The sequence below is a fragment of the Loktanella fryxellensis genome, assembly GCF_900110065.1.
Taxonomy (GTDB): domain Bacteria; phylum Pseudomonadota; class Alphaproteobacteria; order Rhodobacterales; family Rhodobacteraceae; genus Loktanella; species Loktanella fryxellensis.
Genome location: NZ_FOCI01000001.1, coordinates 167080 through 181695, shown reverse-complemented (window position 1 = coordinate 181695; position 14616 = coordinate 167080). Strand labels below are relative to the sequence as shown.

Sequence of the window (14616 nt, the reverse complement as noted above, 5' to 3'; positions counted from 1 at the left end):
GCTTGCCACGGGCAGCGTGCTGGACCGTTGGCGAAGCGCGCAGATACAGTGGACCGCTTGCCGCCCTGTCGGAATGGCGCGGCGATGCCGTGGCACGTTGCATAGCGGGTGGATGTGTCTGCCACTGTGCGTCGGTGCCCACGGTCCAGAAAGGATCCGTCACCTGCATGCATGGGACGCAGGACCTTTCGTGCAGCGCCGCGGGTGGCGTGCGCCATGCGGCGCACGGAACGGACCCCACTCTTGTCCCCGCCGCGCCCATGCGCCTCAGTCGGCGGCGAGTGCGACCAGATGCGCCGCCGATCCGGTCAGCGCCGCATAGTCGTCGTCGACCACCGATACCGCGAAGTTACCCATGAAACCGGCAAAGCGGCCCTTGTCGCGGAACGCCTCGCCAAAGCCGTACTGATTGAGGTAGGGCGCGAAGGCGCGGGCAACGCCGCCCACCAGATAGACGCCGCCGAAGGGCAGTTGGATCAGCGCCAGATTGCCCGCGACGGTGCCCAGAACGCGGGCAAAGATCTGCGCCGCGGCGACGGCGCGGGGGTCGGATCCATCGCCAAGGGCCGACATGATGTCCTGTGCACGGGCCTCGCGGGGGTCGCCCTCCTCCTGCCCGAGAAAGGCATAGACGCGTTCCAGTCCGCGGCCCGACAGCACGTCCTCGATCGCCGGAAAGCCGTGCGCGTTGGAGACGAACTGGCACAGGCGCAATTCCTGCTCTGTGCGGATTGGCAGATTGGCGTGACCGCTTTCCGATGGCGGGACAAGACGACCTGCCGCGGTGTCGAACACCGGGGCCGCGTTGAACCCGGTGCCGACGCCGATCACCAGCATCGCCGCGTGACCGGGTGCGTCGGGCCCGCTCAGGATCGGCAGCACGTGGTCCGACGCCAGAAATCCGAGGGCATGACCCTGCGCCTGCAGGTCGTTCAGGATCGCCGTCGTCTCTGACCGGGTCGCGCGGGCCAGCGTGTCCTTGTCGATGGTCCAGTCGAGGTTGGTCATCGTGGCCCGGCCGTCGCGCACGGGCCCTGCGACGGCGACGCAGGCGGCCATGCAGTCGATGCCCCCCATGTCGGTGTCGTATTGGGTGATCACCGATTCCAGCCCCGGAAAGGATTCGTTGCGATAGCGGCGCACGGTTTCGGCCAGCACCTGGGGCCCGACGGCCAATGCGACGCGTGTGTTGGTGCCACCGATATCGGCCACAAGGCTGTAGGTATTGGCGGCAGGCAGGGAAAAGCTTGTGGTCATGGCGCGTTCCTTCGCGGGGCGATGGCCGATTTCAGGGCGTGATAGGACGCTTTCGGGGTCCGGTCCAGCGTATCGAAATCGACATGGACAAGGCCGAAGCGCTTTTCATAGCCGAACGCCCATTCGTAGTTGTCCATCAGCGACCAGTAGAAGAAGCCCTGCAAGTTCGCGCCACCTGCGATGGCCCGGTGCATCGCCTGCATGTGGTCGTCAATGAAGGCGATGCGGGCGTCGTCATCCACACCGACCGCATCGGGCCAGGCCATGCCGTTTTCCGTGACGAACAGCGGCAGGTCGCCGACGTAGTCGCGCGCCATGCGGGTCAGGGTCCGCTCCAACCCTTCGGGATAGATCTCCCAGCCCATCTGGGTCTTGTCGCGGGGGCCGGTGACGGGTTTGGTGTGTGGCCAGGCTGCCTCTGGGTCGGCGGCGACGAGGCCGCGGGTGTAGTAGTTCACGCCCAGAAAATCGATGGGTTGGCTGATCTCGGCCATGTCGTCCTGCCAGCCGCGTGGCATGTGGGGCGCGAGCCCGTCCAGCGCATCGGCGGGGTAGGTGCCCTTGGTGATCGCCTCGATGAACCAGCGGTTGTGGGTGGCGTCCTGCATTGTGGCGGCGGTGCGGTCGGCGGCGCTGTCGCTGGCGGCCTCGGTCGCCTCGAAGTTCAGGACGATGCCGCAGTTCTGCATGCCCAGATCGCGCAGGCGTGTCATGGTGCGGCCGTGGGCCTTGTTCACGTGGTGCATGGCGCGGGCGGCGGCGCGGATGTCGCGCAGGCCTGGCGCATGGTGGCCCAGGAAGTGCGAGAGATACGCCACGCACCAGCTTTCGTTGATGGTCGCGATGGAATGGACCCGGTCGCCGATGCGTTTGGTGATGACCTCGGCATAGTCGGCCATCCAGTCGGCCACGTCCGGATTGGTCCAGCCGCCCAGATCGGCCAATGCTGACGGCATTTCCCAGTGATAGAGCGTCTGGAACGGCTTCAGCCCACGGGACAGGCAGCCGTCCACGAGGCGGTCGTAGAAATCGAGGCCCTCTTGATTGACCGGACCTCGCCCCTCGGGCAGCACCCGCGCCCAGCTGGTGGAAAAGCGGTAGGCGTCCATGCCCGCATCCGCCAGCAGGTCGAGATCCGCGTCCATCCGGTTGTAGTGGTCGCAGGCGATGGCCCCATCTTCGGCCCGGATGACGTTGCCGGGGCCCTTGGCGAAGGTGTCCCAGTGGGTGGACCCCGCGCCGCCGAAGGACGACCCTTCGATCTGGTAGGCAGCGGTGGCGGCGCCGAACAGGAAGCCTTGCGGAAAGTCGCTGCGGCCGAGTTTCATGGGTCATTCCTTTCGGTCTTGTTGCGCCATCAGTTGCCGATAGGCGGCCGAATGACAAGACCGCGCCAGCCGCCCACCGGTTGTGTTCAGGGGGCCGGCGGCGTAGCAAATGGCAACCCATTCCGCCAAGGACCGTGAGCATGAGCACCAGCAAGATCGACAATATCGCCAACCCCGACTGGTGGCGCGGCGCCGTGATCTATCAGATCTATCCGCGCAGCTATCAGGACAGCAACGGCGACGGGATCGGCGACCTGCTGGGCGTCGTGAACCGGATGCCCTACATCGCCTCTCTTGGTGTCGATGCGATCTGGATCTCGCCGTTCTTCACGTCGCCGATGAAGGATTTCGGCTATGACGTCAGCGATTATTGCGACGTGGATCCGATGTTCGGCACGCTGGCCGATTTCGATGCGGTGATCGACAGCGCGCATCAGTTCGGCATCCGGGTGATGATCGACCTCGTGCTGTCGCACACCTCCGATCAGCACCCGTGGTTCCGCGAAAGCGTGCAGGACCGCACCAATCCGAAGGCTGACTGGTACACGTGGGCCGACCCCAAGCCGGATGGCACGCCGCCCAACAACTGGCTGTCGATCTTTGGCGGCAGCGGCTGGCAGTGGTCGCCGCGGCGCGAGCAGTATTACCAGCACAACTTCCTGACCAGCCAGCCGGACCTGAACTTTCACAACCCGGAGGTGCACGAGGCGTTGCTGGACGTGGCGCGGTTCTGGCTGCACCGGGGCGTGGACGGCTTCCGTCTGGACACCATCAACTTCTATACCTGTGATGCGGACCTGCGCGACAATCCCCCGCTGGCACCCGAGCGGCGGAACGCCAACATCGCGCCTGCGGTGAACCCCTATAACCATCAGGAACATATCTACGACAAGAACCGCCCGGAAAACCTTGATTTCCTGCGCAAGTTCCGTGCCGTGATGCAACCCTACGGCGCCGCCGCAGTGGGCGAGGTGGGCGATGCGCAGCGGGGCCTCGAGATCATGGGGCAGTACACCCGTGGCGACGACCTGATGCAGATGTGCTATGCGTTCGAGTTCCTGTCGGACACGCAACCCACAGCCGCCCGCATCGTCGAGGTGATGGAGGACGTGGACCGCGTCGCCGCCGACGGCTGGGCCTGCTGGGCGTTTTCCAACCACGACGTGACGCGCCACGCGACCCGCTGGAACCTGTCGACCGGGGCGCAGCGGATGTTCGTGACCCTCATCATGGCGCTGCGTGGGTCGGTCTGCGTCTATCAGGGCGAGGAGTTGGGTCTGCCGGAGGCGGACGTGCGGTTCGAGGACCTGCAGGACCCCTACGGCAAGGAATTCTGGCCCGAGTTCAAGGGCCGCGACGGCTGCCGCACGCCGATGGTCTGGGACGCGACCGCGCAGAACGCGGGCTTTTCCACCGCCGCGCGCACGTGGCTGCCGGTCGATCACGCACACCACGATCTGGCGGTGATGCAGCAGGAAACCGACCCCTCCGCCTTGCTGCACCACTATCGCAAGGCGATCGGGTTCCGCCACAGCCACGCCGCACTGCGCACCGGGGTCCACGACGGCCTGAAATCCGACGGCGACGTGATCTATTTCACGCGCGAGAGTGCGACGGAAAAGCTGTTCTGCGTGTTCAACGTGTCCGACAGCCCCAGCAGCTACCGGATGCCGCAGGGCGACTGGCGGTCCATCGGGCAGGAGTTGGGCAGCGCCACGGTGAACGAGGATGGCTGGCTGCATCTGGGGCCGTGGCAGGCGTGCTTCGCCCTCGACCGCACGGGACGCTGAGCGATGGATCTGGCACCCAACACCCTCAAGCAGCGGTTGCAGGCGGGCGAGGTGCTGACCGGCCTGTGGCTGTCGAGCGCATCGACGCTGATCGCGGAACTGGCGGGGCAGGCGGGGTTCGACTGGTGCCTGATCGACGGTGAACACAGCCCCCAGAGCCTGCCCGACATGCTGCCGGTCGTGCAGGCGCTGGCATCGACGCCCACGGCGGCGGTGATCCGGATTCCCGCCGCCGCTGACTGGATGGTGAAACAGGCCCTCGATCTGGGGGCGGCGGCGGTGCTGGTGCCGCTGGTCCATGACGCCGCCACGGCGACCCTGATGGCCAGCGCCATGCGTTATCCGCCGCACGGCCATCGCGGCATGGGGGCTGCGATGGCGCGGGCGTCACGCTTCGGCGCCGTGACGGGCTATGTGCATCAGGCCAACGCCAATGCCTGCCTGATCGTGCAGGCCGAAAGCCGCGCCGCACTGGACAACATCGACGCCATCGCGGCGGTGGACGGCGTGGACGGCGTGTTCATCGGCCCCGCCGACCTGTCCGCCGACATGGGCTTTGTCGGACAATTGGAACACCCGGAGGTGGACGAAGCCATCGACCATATCATCGCACGCACCCATGCGGCGGGCAAATTCGCCGGTGTGCTGACATTCAACCCCGACCGCATCGCGCGCTATCGCGGCATGGGGGTGGAGTTTCTGGGGGTTGGCGGCGACATCGCGGTGCTGGCAAAAGCGTTGCGCGCGCTGGCGCTGCAATCGCGTGGCGCCGGGGTGGGTGGCAAACTGTCCGGGCCCTGACGCAAGGCTTGCCTTGCCAGTTGGCGGGAGACCGCCTAGCGTGAGCGCAACTCGATATGGAGGGCGTGACATGACGCCCAGGCGTTCCCCTGGTGCGGGCGCGTTTCCAGTTGCGGTCGAACAGCCCGCGCCACACACCCCCGATCCGGCCACGCTCTATGCGGCCCTCGATCTGGGGACAAACTCGTGCCGCATGCTGATTGCCCAACCCAAGGGCAGTCAGTTCCATGTGGTCGACAGCTTTTCCAAGTCCGTCCAGTTGGGGCAGGGGTTGGAGAGCACCGGAAAGCTGTCGCGCGCGTCGATGACGCGCACGATCCAGGCGTTGCGCATCTGCAAGCAGAAGCTGGACCGTCACAAGGTCACGCATATGCGGCTGGTCGCGACCGAAGCGTGCCGTCGCGCGCGCAACGGTGCGAACTTCATCGCACAGGTGCGGCGCGAAACCGGTCTGAGCCTCGAGATCATCAAGCCGGAGGAGGAGGCACGCCTTGCCGTCATCTCCTGTGCGCCGCTGGTCAGCACCCGGACCGAACAACTTCTGGTGGTGGATATCGGTGGCGGGTCCACGGAACTGGTGTGGATCGACCTGAGCCATGTGCCGGCCCGCGAACGTCCCCGCGCGATCATGCGGCTGCATGCGGGTTTCACCGCCGATCCGGGGCCGTTCGCGGCCGCCAAGGTGGTGGACTGGATCAGCGTGCCGCTGGGCGTGGCGACCCTGCGCGATCAGTTCGCCGACGTGGACGACGACGCCGCGCGGTTCGCGCTGATGAGCTGGTCGTTCGAGGAAAGCCTTGCGAACTTCGCCCCCTATGCGGCGGCGCAGGCCCGCGAGAATTTCCAGATCATCGGCACCAGCGGCACCGTGACCACCGTGGCGGCCAGCCATCTGGGGCTGAAACGCTATGACCGGGCCAAGGTCGACGGCCTGCGCATGACGTCCGACCAGATCGACCGGGTGATCCGCAGCTATCTGACGCTGGGCCCCTTGGGGCGGCGCAGCGATCCGCGTATCGGGCGCGACAGGCAGGCCCTGATCATGTCGGGGGCAGCGATCCTGCAGGCGCTGATGCGGCTATGGCCCACGGACCGGCTGTCGGTGGCGGACCGCGGCCTGCGCGAGGGGTTGCTTTATGCGCAGATGTCGGCAGATGGGGTGCTGGAAGACGCGCCGTATTGAGTGATTTGGCTTTCCTGTGGAAAGCCAAAGCGCGCCGCACGGGGATATTTGGGACGAGAAGAAGCCATGGTGAAGAAACCGACCAAGAACACCTCCGGCCGGGGGCAGCGCGATTTGACGGTCAAGGTCAAGACAGCGCGGGGGCGGTCCCTGTCCTCGACCCGGTGGCTGCAGCGGCAGTTGAACGATCCGTACGTGAAGATGGCGAAGGCCGAAGGGTTCCGGGGTCGTGCCGCGTTCAAGATCCGCGATCTGGACGACAAGTTCCGCTTTCTCATCCCCGGTGCGCGGGTCGTCGATCTGGGCTGTGCGCCCGGTGGCTGGTGTCAGGTGGCGGTCAAGCGGGTGAACGCGCTGTCGGAACGCCCGTCCAAGGCGCAGGGCCGCGTGCTGGGCATCGACCTGCAGGAGGTCGAGGCGATCCCCGGTGCTGAAATCCACCAGCTGGATTTCCTGGCCGAGGATGCGGAAAAGCAGGTTATGGCGTGGCTTGGCGGCCCCGCCGACGTCGTGATGTCCGACATGGCGGCGTCATCGTCGGGTCACAAGCAGACGGACCATCTGAAGATCATCGCCCTGTGCGAGGCGGCGGCCTATTTTTCCTTCGACGTGCTGGTCGAGGGCGGCACCTTCGTAGCCAAGGTGCTGGCGGGCGGTGCGGAGGGCGAGTTGCAGAAGATGCTGAAGTCCCGCTTCAAGAAGGTCGAGAACGTCAAGCCGCCCTCGTCGCGGGCCGACAGTTCCGAAAAGTTCGTGGTCGCGACCGGTTTTAAAGGCCCGCTGCCCGACGTGGACGCAGACGCGGATCAGGACTGAACCGCGCCCGCCGCCTCCCACACGGCGAATTCGGCGGCGCGTTTGTCGCGCAACCTTGCCTCCACCTCCGGGCTGAGCTGCGTGTCGCCGGGGGGCGAGACGTTCAGGCGCGGCAGCGTCAGGGTCACGTTCAGGCGCTGTTCCAGGAACGCGATCAGGCGGGGTTGATCCTCATACCTGAACAGGTGATCGACGGCGATCCGGCCCTCGCCGTCGCAGACGAACTTGGCCTGCGATCCGACGTTGGCGAAGGAGGCGGGTTTCCCCTTGATGTATTCCAGCACGAAATCGTCGAAAGACATGTCCTGCGTGCTGTTGGGGCGACCGATCAGGTCGCGCCGCGCCCGGTAGCGATACCAGCTGCCCAGCCAGTCGATAGGGTGCCGCAGCACTGCCAGCGTTTCAGGGTCCTGCCCCGTCTGAACCAGCAGCGGTTGCAGGAACCGGCGATAGCGATAGATCGGCGCGTGCTTGATTTCCGGTGGATCGCGCAGGACCATGGCGGCGCGGGGGGCCAGCGCGCCTTCGATCGCGGTCGTGCCGGTCTTGGGCACCGCAAGGATGACCAGTTTTTCCTTCCAGAAGATCAGCATGAACACTCCTGTCGTGCGCCGGTGTCATCATAGGTCGTTCACGCATTCTTAACCACAGCGGGCGCAGGGTGAAAACATTGATAAAAAGGTTGTAATGTTCCCCATTTGGTCCCATATCCAGTGCAAGGAACAGATCAGGAACGGGGCGGTGGCGATTGCAGCACCCCCACAGGGCATGACATAAGGATCCGACTGACATGGCAACGGCAGAACTTCTGAAAATGACCGACAAGAAAACCGCCGACAAGCAAAAGGCGCTGGAAAGCGCGCTGGCGCAGATCGAACGCCAGTTCGGCAAGGGGTCGATCATGACCCTTGGCGGACAGAATCAGATGCGCGACATCGAGGCGACCAGCACAGGATCGCTCGGGCTCGACATCGCGCTGGGGATCGGTGGTCTGCCCAAGGGTCGGATCATCGAGATCTATGGCCCTGAATCCTCTGGCAAGACGACCCTGACCCTGCATTCCATCGCGGAAGAGCAGAAGAAGGGCGGCGTGTGCGCCTTTGTCGATGCGGAACACGCGTTCGATCCGGGTTACGCCAAGAAACTGGGCGTCAATCTGGACGAGCTCCTGATTTCTCAGCCCGATACGGGCGAGCAGGCGCTGGAAATCGTCGATACGCTGGTCCGGTCCGGGGCCGTCAGCCTCGTGGTCGTCGACTCGGTCGCAGCGCTGACGCCGAAGTCCGAGATCGAGGGCGACATGGGCGACAGCAGCGTGGGCGTTCACGCCCGCCTGATGAGCCAGGCCATGCGCAAGCTGACGGGGTCGATCAACCGGTCCGGCTGCATGGTGATTTTCATTAACCAGATCCGCATGAAGATCGGCGTGATGTTCGGCTCGCCCGAAACCACGACTGGCGGCAATGCGCTCAAATTCTACGCGTCCGTCCGGTTGGATATCCGCCGCATCGGGTCGATCAAGGACCGCGACGAAGTGGTCGGCAACGCCACCCGCGTCAAGGTCGTCAAGAACAAGGTCGCGCCGCCGTTCAAGCAGGTCGAGTTCGACATCATGTACGGCGAAGGCATCTCGAAGACCGGCGAACTCTTGGATCTGGGCGTCAAAGCCGGTGTGGTCGAGAAGTCGGGCGCCTGGTTCAGTTATGGCGACGAGCGCATGGGGCAGGGCCGCGAGAACTCCAAGCAGTTCCTGAAGGACAATCCCGCCACCGCGCTGGAGATCGAGGACAAGATCCGTGCCGCGCACGGTCTGGACTTCGCCATGTCGGACAACGATGCGACTCCGGACGACGATCTGGTCGAGATGTAAGGCGCAGCCACATGGCACGGTGCGGGGTGACATCCTAGTCGCCTGACGGGCCGCAAGGTACGGACAATATCCGGAAAAGGGTGCGGCACAAGCCGCGCCCTTTTTCGTTATGGCTTTACCCTGTGGTGGCCGGGGGCTATTTCATCGGCAACTCCAGTTGACAGGCGCTGACATGACATCCCTTTCCGACATCCGTTCGACATTCCTGAACTTCTACGGTCGCAACGGGCATCAGGTGCTGCCGTCCAGCCCCCTCGTGCCGCGCAATGACCCCACGCTGATGTTCGCCAACTCTGGCATGGTGCAGTTCAAGAACCGGTTTACGGGCGTCGAGACGCGGGATTACAACCGCGCCACCACCGCGCAGAAATGCGTGCGCGCGGGCGGCAAGCACAACGATCTGGACAACGTGGGTTACACCGCGCGTCACCACACCTTCTTCGAGATGCTGGGCAACTTCAGCTTTGGCGACTATTTCAAGGACGACGCGATCGCCTTCGCGTGGGAGTTGCTGACACGCGATTTCGGTCTGGCCAAGGACAAGCTGCTTGTCACCGTCTATCACACCGACGACGAGACGGCACAGATCTGGAAGAAGGTCGCAGGTCTGACCGACGACCGGATCATCCGCATTCCCACCGACGACAACTTCTGGCGGATGGGGCCGACCGGGCCGTGCGGGCCGTGTACCGAGATCTTCTATGACCACGGCGACAAGATCTGGGGCGGTCCGCCGGGATCGGCCGAGGAGGATGGCGACCGCTTCATCGAGATCTGGAACCTCGTGTTCATGCAGAACGAGCAGTTCGAGGACGGCAGCATGCGCCCCCTCGACATGCAGTCGATCGACACAGGCATGGGGCTGGAACGGATCGGCGCGTTGCTGCAGGGCAAGCATGACAACTACGACACCGACCTGATGCGGTCGCTGATCGAGGCATCGGCCCATGCGACCAGCACCGACGCGGACGGCCCCGGCAAGATTCACCACCGCGTGATCGCAGACCATCTGCGCGCCACGTCGTTCCTGATCGCCGATGGCGTGATGCCGTCGAACGACGGGCGCGGCTACGTGCTGCGCCGGATCATGCGGCGCGCGATGCGGCACGCACACCAGTTGGGTGCTGCCGATCCGCTGATGCACCGTCTGGTGCCGGCGCTGGTGCAGGAGATGGGTGCGGCGTACCCGGAGCTCGGTCAGGCGCGCAGCCTGATCGAAGAGACGTTGAAGAACGAGGAGGTGCGCTTCCGCCAGACCCTTGACCGGGGTCTGCGCCTTCTGGACGACGAGGTGTCGCGTCTGGGCGATGGTGCGACGCTGCCCGGCGAGACGGCGTTCAAGCTTTACGACACCTTCGGCTTTCCGCTGGACCTGACGCAGGATGCGTTGCGCGAACAGGGCCGCACCGTGGACACCGACGGGTTCGAGGTCGCCATGGCCGCGCAGAAGGCCAAGGCCCGCGCCGCATGGTCCGGCACCGGCGAGGCGGCGGATGCGACCCTGTGGCTCGATCTGGCGGAGGAGAAGGGGGTCACCGACTTCCTCGGCTACGACACGCTGACGGCCGAGGGGCAGGTGCAGGCGCTGGTCGTCGGCGGCGCGTTGGCCGAAAGTGCGGACGGCGCAGTGCAGATCGTTCTGAACCAGTCGCCGTTCTATGCGGAATCGGGCGGTCAGGTGGGCGATACGGGCATCATCCGCACGGACACCGGTCTCGTGCGGATCACCGACACCCGCAAGGTGGCGGGCGTGTTCATCCACATCGGTCAGGTCACCGAGGGCTCCATTGCCCGCGGTCAGGGCGCGCAACTGCAGGTCGACGCGGCCCGTCGCGACGCCGTGCAGGCCAATCACTCTGCAACCCACCTGCTGAACGAGGCGCTGCGCGACCGCTTGGGCGACCGTATCGCGCAGCGCGGGTCGCTGAACGCCGCCGATCGGCTGCGCTTCGACTTCAGCCACAATGCTGCGCTGTCAGTGGACGATCTGGCGCAGGTGGAGCGTGACGTGAACGCGATGATCCGCCAGAACACCGCCGTCGAGACGCGGATCATGACGCCCGACGATGCGCGCGCCCTGGGTGCGCAGGCGCTGTTCGGCGAGAAATACGGCGACGAGGTGCGCGTCGTGGCGATGGGGCGGCAGCCCGGCTCCGGCAAGGGCGCCGACGGCCAGACGTGGTCGCTGGAGCTGTGCGGCGGCACGCATGTGCAGCGGCTGGGTCAGATCGGCGCCTTCGTCCTACTGGGCGACAGCGCCAGCAGCGCCGGTGTGCGGCGGATCGAGGCGTTGACCGGACAAGCGGCGCTGGATCATCTGCGCGGCCAGTCCGATACGCTGGCGCAGGTCGCGGCCACGCTGAAAGCTCCCGTGGCCGAGGTGGCAGACCGCGTGCGTGCCCTGAGCGATGAACGTCGTGCCTTGGCCAACGAGGTCGCGCAGCTGCGCCGCGATCTGGCGATGGGCGGCGGTGCGGCAGCAGGGCCCGAGACGGTGAACGGCATCGCGTTTCAGGCGCAGCTGATGCAGGGCGTCACCGGCAAGGATCTGCCCGCGCTGATCGACGAGATGAAGGCGCGGATGGGATCGGGTGCGGTCGTGCTGATCGCCGAGGCGGGCGGCAAGGCCGCCGTCGCGGCGGGCGTGACGGCCGATCTGACCAGTCGCCTGTCGGCGGTCGATCTGCTGCGGGCAGCCGTGGCGGAACTGGGTGGCAAGGGCGGCGGTGGCCGCCCGGACATGGCGCAGGGTGGTGGCGCATCTGTGGACAACGCCGATGCCGCATTGGCCGCGGCGCGCAAAATCGTAGAGGCGATGCAATGACCAAGACAGCCCTGTGGGTGGCACATGTGGACGTGACCGATGCCGACGCCTATGCCAGGTATGCGGCCCTCGCCACCGGTGCGATCGCGGATCACGGCGGGATCTTCCTTGCGCGCGGCGGTGCGGTCGAGACACTGGAGGGGCCTGTGCGTCCCCGCAACGTGGTGGCCCGGTTCCCGTCGATGCAGGCGGCGCATGATTGCTACTACTCCGACGCCTATCAGGCCGCGTTGCGCCATGCAGAGGGTGCCGCCACCCGCGAACTGAGCATCATCGAAGAACTGTGATCGCCGGTTCGCTGGCCGAGATGATGAGCCGTCACGCGCAAGCGGGACGGCTTGATGCGATCATGCTGCGTCCGGTCCGGCGCGGGGCTGTCGTGCCGGTCGCCGGTGGCGAGGTCACGGACGCAGGGTTGGTCGGCGATCATGGCCGCAAGGGGCCACGGGCAGTGACGCTGCTGCAGGCGGAACATCTGGATGTGATCGCGGCCCTGCTGGGGCGGCCCGTCGCTGCCGGCGATCTGCGGCGCAATATTGTGATCTGCGGAATCAATCTGGCCGCGCTGCGCAAGGGGCGGATCCGCGTCGGCGCCGTCGTGTTGCAGGTCGAAGGGCCGTGTCCGCCCTGCAGCCGCATGGAGGAGGTGCTGGGGCACGGCGGTTATTCCGCCGTGCGCGGGCATGGCGGGTGGTACGCCAGCGCCGTGACGGGTGGGGCTGTCGCCGTGGGCGATCCGGTCGTGGCGGGCTGAGGCGAGGGTGGAGGGGGGCCAGCCCCCCCGGCTGCGCCGTCCCCCCGGGATATTTCTGACCAGAAGAACTCTGGGACGGGGCAGGCCCTGTCCGCTGTGGCGGGCGCGTGTCTGATCGCAGCGGGATGCAAAAAGGCCCGCACCGGGGGGTGCGGGCCTTGTCGTGTGCGGGGTCAGCTGGCGCGCGAGTGGCGCTTGCGCTCGTGCGGGTCGAGGTAGCGCTTGCGCAGACGGATGGCGTTCGGCGTGACCTCCACCAGCTCGTCGTCGTCGATGTAGGCGATGGCCTGTTCCAGCGTCAGCGTGACGGGGGTCGTCAGGCGCACGGCCTCGTCCGTGCCGGACGCGCGGACGTTGGTCAGCTGCTTGCCCTTCAGCGGGTTCACCTCGAGGTCGTTTTCACGGGTGTGCTCGCCGATGATCATGCCGGTATAGACCGCTTCCTGCGCGCCGATGAAGAACTTGCCGCGATCCTCGAGCTTCCACAGGGCGTAGGAGACCGAGGTGCCGTTTTCCATCGAGATCAGGACGCCCTGACGCCGCCCTTGAATAGGGCCCTTGTGCGGGGTCCAGCCGTGAAACAGGCGGTTCAGCACGCCGGAGCCGCGGGTGTCGGTCAGGAATTCGCCGTGGTAGCCGATCAGGCCGCGCGAAGGGACGTGCGCAATGATGCGGGTCTTGCCGGCACCGGCGGGCTTCATCTCCAGCAGGTCGCCCTTGCGGGGGCCGGTCAGCTTCTCGACTACGGCGCCGGTGTATTCGTCATCCACATCGATGGTGACTTCCTCCAGCGGCTCGTGGCGCACGCCGTCGATGGTCTGATAGATCACCTGCGGACGCGAAATGCTCAGCTCGAAACCTTCGCGGCGCATGTTCTCGATCAGAACGCCCATCTGCAATTCGCCGCGGCCGGACACTTCGAACGCGTCGCCGGTGGGGGTATCGGCGATCTTGATCGCGACGTTCACTTCCGATTCGCGCATCAGGCGCTCGCGGATGACGCGGGACTGCACCTTCTTGCCGTCACGACCGGCCAGCGGGCTGTCGTTGATGCCGAAGGTCACGGTGATCGTGGGCGGATCGATGGGCTGTGCGGGGATCGCGGTGTCCACGCTCGGATCGCAGATCGTGTCGGCGACGGTCGCCTTGGACATGCCGGCCAGCGTCACGATATCGCCCGCCTCTGCCACGTCGATGGCGGTCTGCTGCAACCCGCGGAAGGCGAGGATCTTGGACACGCGGAACTGCTCCAGCTTTTCGCCGTCGCGGTTCAGCGCCTTGACGGTTTCGCCGGCGCGCAGGGTGCCTGCCTCGACCCGGCCGGTCAGGATGCGGCCGATGAACGGGTCGGCGGACAGTGTCGTCGCCAGCATCTGGAACGGCTCTGCGCGGCGCGAAATCTGCGCGGGCATCGGCACGTGTTTCAGCACCATGTCGAACAGCGCGTCGAGGTTCTCGCGCGGGCCGTCCAGTTCCATGTCGCACCAGCCGGACCGGCCTGACGCATACATAGCCGGGAAATCGAGCTGCTGGTCGTTGGCGTCGAGAGCGGCGAACAGGTCGAACACCTCGTCCAGCGCGCGGTCGGGTTCGGCGTCGTGCTTGTCGACCTTGTTCAGCACCACGATGGGACGCAGGCCAAGCGCCAGCGCCTTCGAGGTGACGAATTTCGTCTGTGGCATCGGGCCTTCGGCGGCATCGACCAGCAGGACGACACCGTCCACCATCGACAGGATGCGCTCCACCTCGCCGCCGAAGTCGGCGTGGCCGGGCGTGTCGACGATGTTGATGCGGGTGCCCTTCCACTCGACGCTCGTACACTTGGCAAGGATCGTGATGCCGCGCTCGCGTTCGATGTCGTTGCTGTCCATGGCGCGTTCGGTCGTCGCCTCGTTCGCGCGGTAGACGCCCGACTGCTTCAGAAGCTCGTCCACCAGGGTCGTCTTGCCGTGGTCAACGTGTGCGATGATCGCAATGTTGCGAATGTCCATGT

General features: G+C 65.9%; 12 protein-coding genes. 8 read left to right on the top strand and 4 right to left on the bottom strand.

Annotation, left to right across the window (positions count from 1 at the left end):
* Positions 1-267 precede the first annotated feature (267 nt).
* Positions 268-1257 carry a glucokinase gene (locus BMX16_RS00910; RefSeq protein WP_089897738.1) on the bottom strand — a complete coding sequence of 330 codons (990 nt, stop codon included), beginning with the start codon at positions 1255-1257 and terminating at the stop codon, positions 268-270.
* Positions 1254-2585: a GH1 family beta-glucosidase gene (locus BMX16_RS00905; protein WP_089897735.1), complete on the bottom strand. Its 1332-nt coding sequence runs from the start codon at positions 2583-2585 to the stop codon at positions 1254-1256. Before BMX16_RS00905 ends, BMX16_RS00910 begins: the two co-directional genes overlap by 4 nt.
* Before the next feature lie 140 nt (positions 2586-2725).
* On the opposite strand from BMX16_RS00905, the gene BMX16_RS00900 reads away from it, so the two are divergent.
* The 4 genes from BMX16_RS00900 (at position 2726) to BMX16_RS00885 (ending at position 7175) form a co-directional block, all read left to right on the top strand.
* Positions 2726-4375 carry an alpha-amylase family glycosyl hydrolase gene (locus tag BMX16_RS00900; protein WP_089897734.1) on the top strand — a complete coding sequence of 550 codons (1650 nt, stop codon included), beginning with the start codon at positions 2726-2728 and terminating at the stop codon, positions 4373-4375.
* Positions 4376-4378: 3 nt separating this feature from the next.
* Positions 4379-5176: an HpcH/HpaI aldolase family protein gene (locus BMX16_RS00895; protein WP_089897732.1), complete on the top strand. Its 798-nt coding sequence runs from the start codon at positions 4379-4381 to the stop codon at positions 5174-5176.
* A gap of 70 nt (positions 5177-5246) precedes the next feature.
* Positions 5247-6359 carry a Ppx/GppA phosphatase family protein gene (locus tag BMX16_RS00890; protein WP_089897731.1) on the top strand — a complete coding sequence of 371 codons (1113 nt, stop codon included), beginning with the start codon at positions 5247-5249 and terminating at the stop codon, positions 6357-6359.
* A 66-nt stretch (positions 6360-6425) separates the two neighbouring features.
* Positions 6426-7175 (top strand): RlmE family RNA methyltransferase, encoded by a 750-nt coding sequence (locus tag BMX16_RS00885; RefSeq protein ID WP_089897730.1) that lies wholly within the window; start codon positions 6426-6428, stop codon positions 7173-7175.
* On the opposite strand, the gene BMX16_RS00880 is transcribed toward BMX16_RS00885, so the two are convergent.
* Positions 7166-7768 carry a sulfotransferase family protein gene (locus tag BMX16_RS00880; protein WP_089897728.1) on the bottom strand — a complete coding sequence of 201 codons (603 nt, stop codon included), beginning with the start codon at positions 7766-7768 and terminating at the stop codon, positions 7166-7168. The genes BMX16_RS00885 and BMX16_RS00880 overlap by 10 nt on opposite strands.
* A 197-nt stretch (positions 7769-7965) precedes the next feature.
* Here BMX16_RS00880 and recA point away from each other — a divergent pair, with 197 nt between their 5' ends.
* The 4 genes from recA (at position 7966) to BMX16_RS00860 (ending at position 12623) form a co-directional block, all read left to right on the top strand.
* Positions 7966-9045 (top strand): recombinase RecA, encoded by a 1080-nt coding sequence (gene recA / locus BMX16_RS00875; RefSeq protein ID WP_089897726.1) that lies wholly within the window; start codon positions 7966-7968, stop codon positions 9043-9045.
* Positions 9046-9217: 172 nt separating this feature from the next.
* Positions 9218-11869, top strand: a complete 2652-nt coding sequence (alaS, locus tag BMX16_RS00870) for an alanine--tRNA ligase (RefSeq protein WP_089897724.1) — start codon at positions 9218-9220, stop codon at positions 11867-11869.
* Complete coding sequence (locus tag BMX16_RS00865; RefSeq protein ID WP_089897722.1) at positions 11866-12156, top strand: DUF1330 domain-containing protein; 291 nt, start codon at positions 11866-11868, stop codon at positions 12154-12156. Before alaS ends, BMX16_RS00865 begins: the two co-directional genes overlap by 4 nt.
* A gap of 62 nt (positions 12157-12218) precedes the next feature.
* The gene (locus BMX16_RS00860; RefSeq protein WP_245731196.1) at positions 12219-12623 is read left to right on the top strand and encodes an MOSC domain-containing protein; all 405 of its coding nucleotides are present in this window, start codon (positions 12219-12221) and stop codon (positions 12621-12623) included.
* 173 nt (positions 12624-12796) lie between these two features.
* Here BMX16_RS00860 and typA read toward each other — a convergent pair whose 3' ends face one another.
* On the bottom strand, positions 12797-14614 hold the full coding sequence (gene typA, locus BMX16_RS00855) for a translational GTPase TypA (RefSeq protein ID WP_089897720.1): 1818 nt from the start codon (positions 14612-14614) through the stop codon (positions 12797-12799).
* Positions 14615-14616: the final 2 nt, after the last annotated feature.

What these genes read in the sequence shown, in the direction of transcription:
- BMX16_RS00910 (WP_089897738.1), bottom strand. Translation starts at nt 1,257, where the DNA reads ATGACCACAAGCTTTTCCCTGCCTGCCGCCAATACCTACAGCCTTGTG.
- BMX16_RS00905 (WP_089897735.1), bottom strand. Translation starts at nt 2,585, where the DNA reads ATGAAACTCGGCCGCAGCGACTTTCCGCAAGGCTTCCTGTTCGGCGCC.
- BMX16_RS00900 (WP_089897734.1), top strand. Translation starts at nt 2,726, where the DNA reads ATGAGCACCAGCAAGATCGACAATATCGCCAACCCCGACTGGTGGCGC.
- BMX16_RS00895 (WP_089897732.1), top strand. Translation starts at nt 4,379, where the DNA reads ATGGATCTGGCACCCAACACCCTCAAGCAGCGGTTGCAGGCGGGCGAG.
- BMX16_RS00890 (WP_089897731.1), top strand. Translation starts at nt 5,247, where the DNA reads ATGACGCCCAGGCGTTCCCCTGGTGCGGGCGCGTTTCCAGTTGCGGTC.
- BMX16_RS00885 (WP_089897730.1), top strand. Translation starts at nt 6,426, where the DNA reads ATGGTGAAGAAACCGACCAAGAACACCTCCGGCCGGGGGCAGCGCGAT.
- BMX16_RS00880 (WP_089897728.1), bottom strand. Translation starts at nt 7,768, where the DNA reads ATGCTGATCTTCTGGAAGGAAAAACTGGTCATCCTTGCGGTGCCCAAG.
- recA (WP_089897726.1), top strand. Translation starts at nt 7,966, where the DNA reads ATGGCAACGGCAGAACTTCTGAAAATGACCGACAAGAAAACCGCCGAC.
- alaS (WP_089897724.1), top strand. Translation starts at nt 9,218, where the DNA reads ATGACATCCCTTTCCGACATCCGTTCGACATTCCTGAACTTCTACGGT.
- BMX16_RS00865 (WP_089897722.1), top strand. Translation starts at nt 11,866, where the DNA reads ATGACCAAGACAGCCCTGTGGGTGGCACATGTGGACGTGACCGATGCC.
- BMX16_RS00860 (WP_245731196.1), top strand. Translation starts at nt 12,219, where the DNA reads ATGCTGCGTCCGGTCCGGCGCGGGGCTGTCGTGCCGGTCGCCGGTGGC.
- typA (WP_089897720.1), bottom strand. Translation starts at nt 14,614, where the DNA reads ATGGACATTCGCAACATTGCGATCATCGCACACGTTGACCACGGCAAG.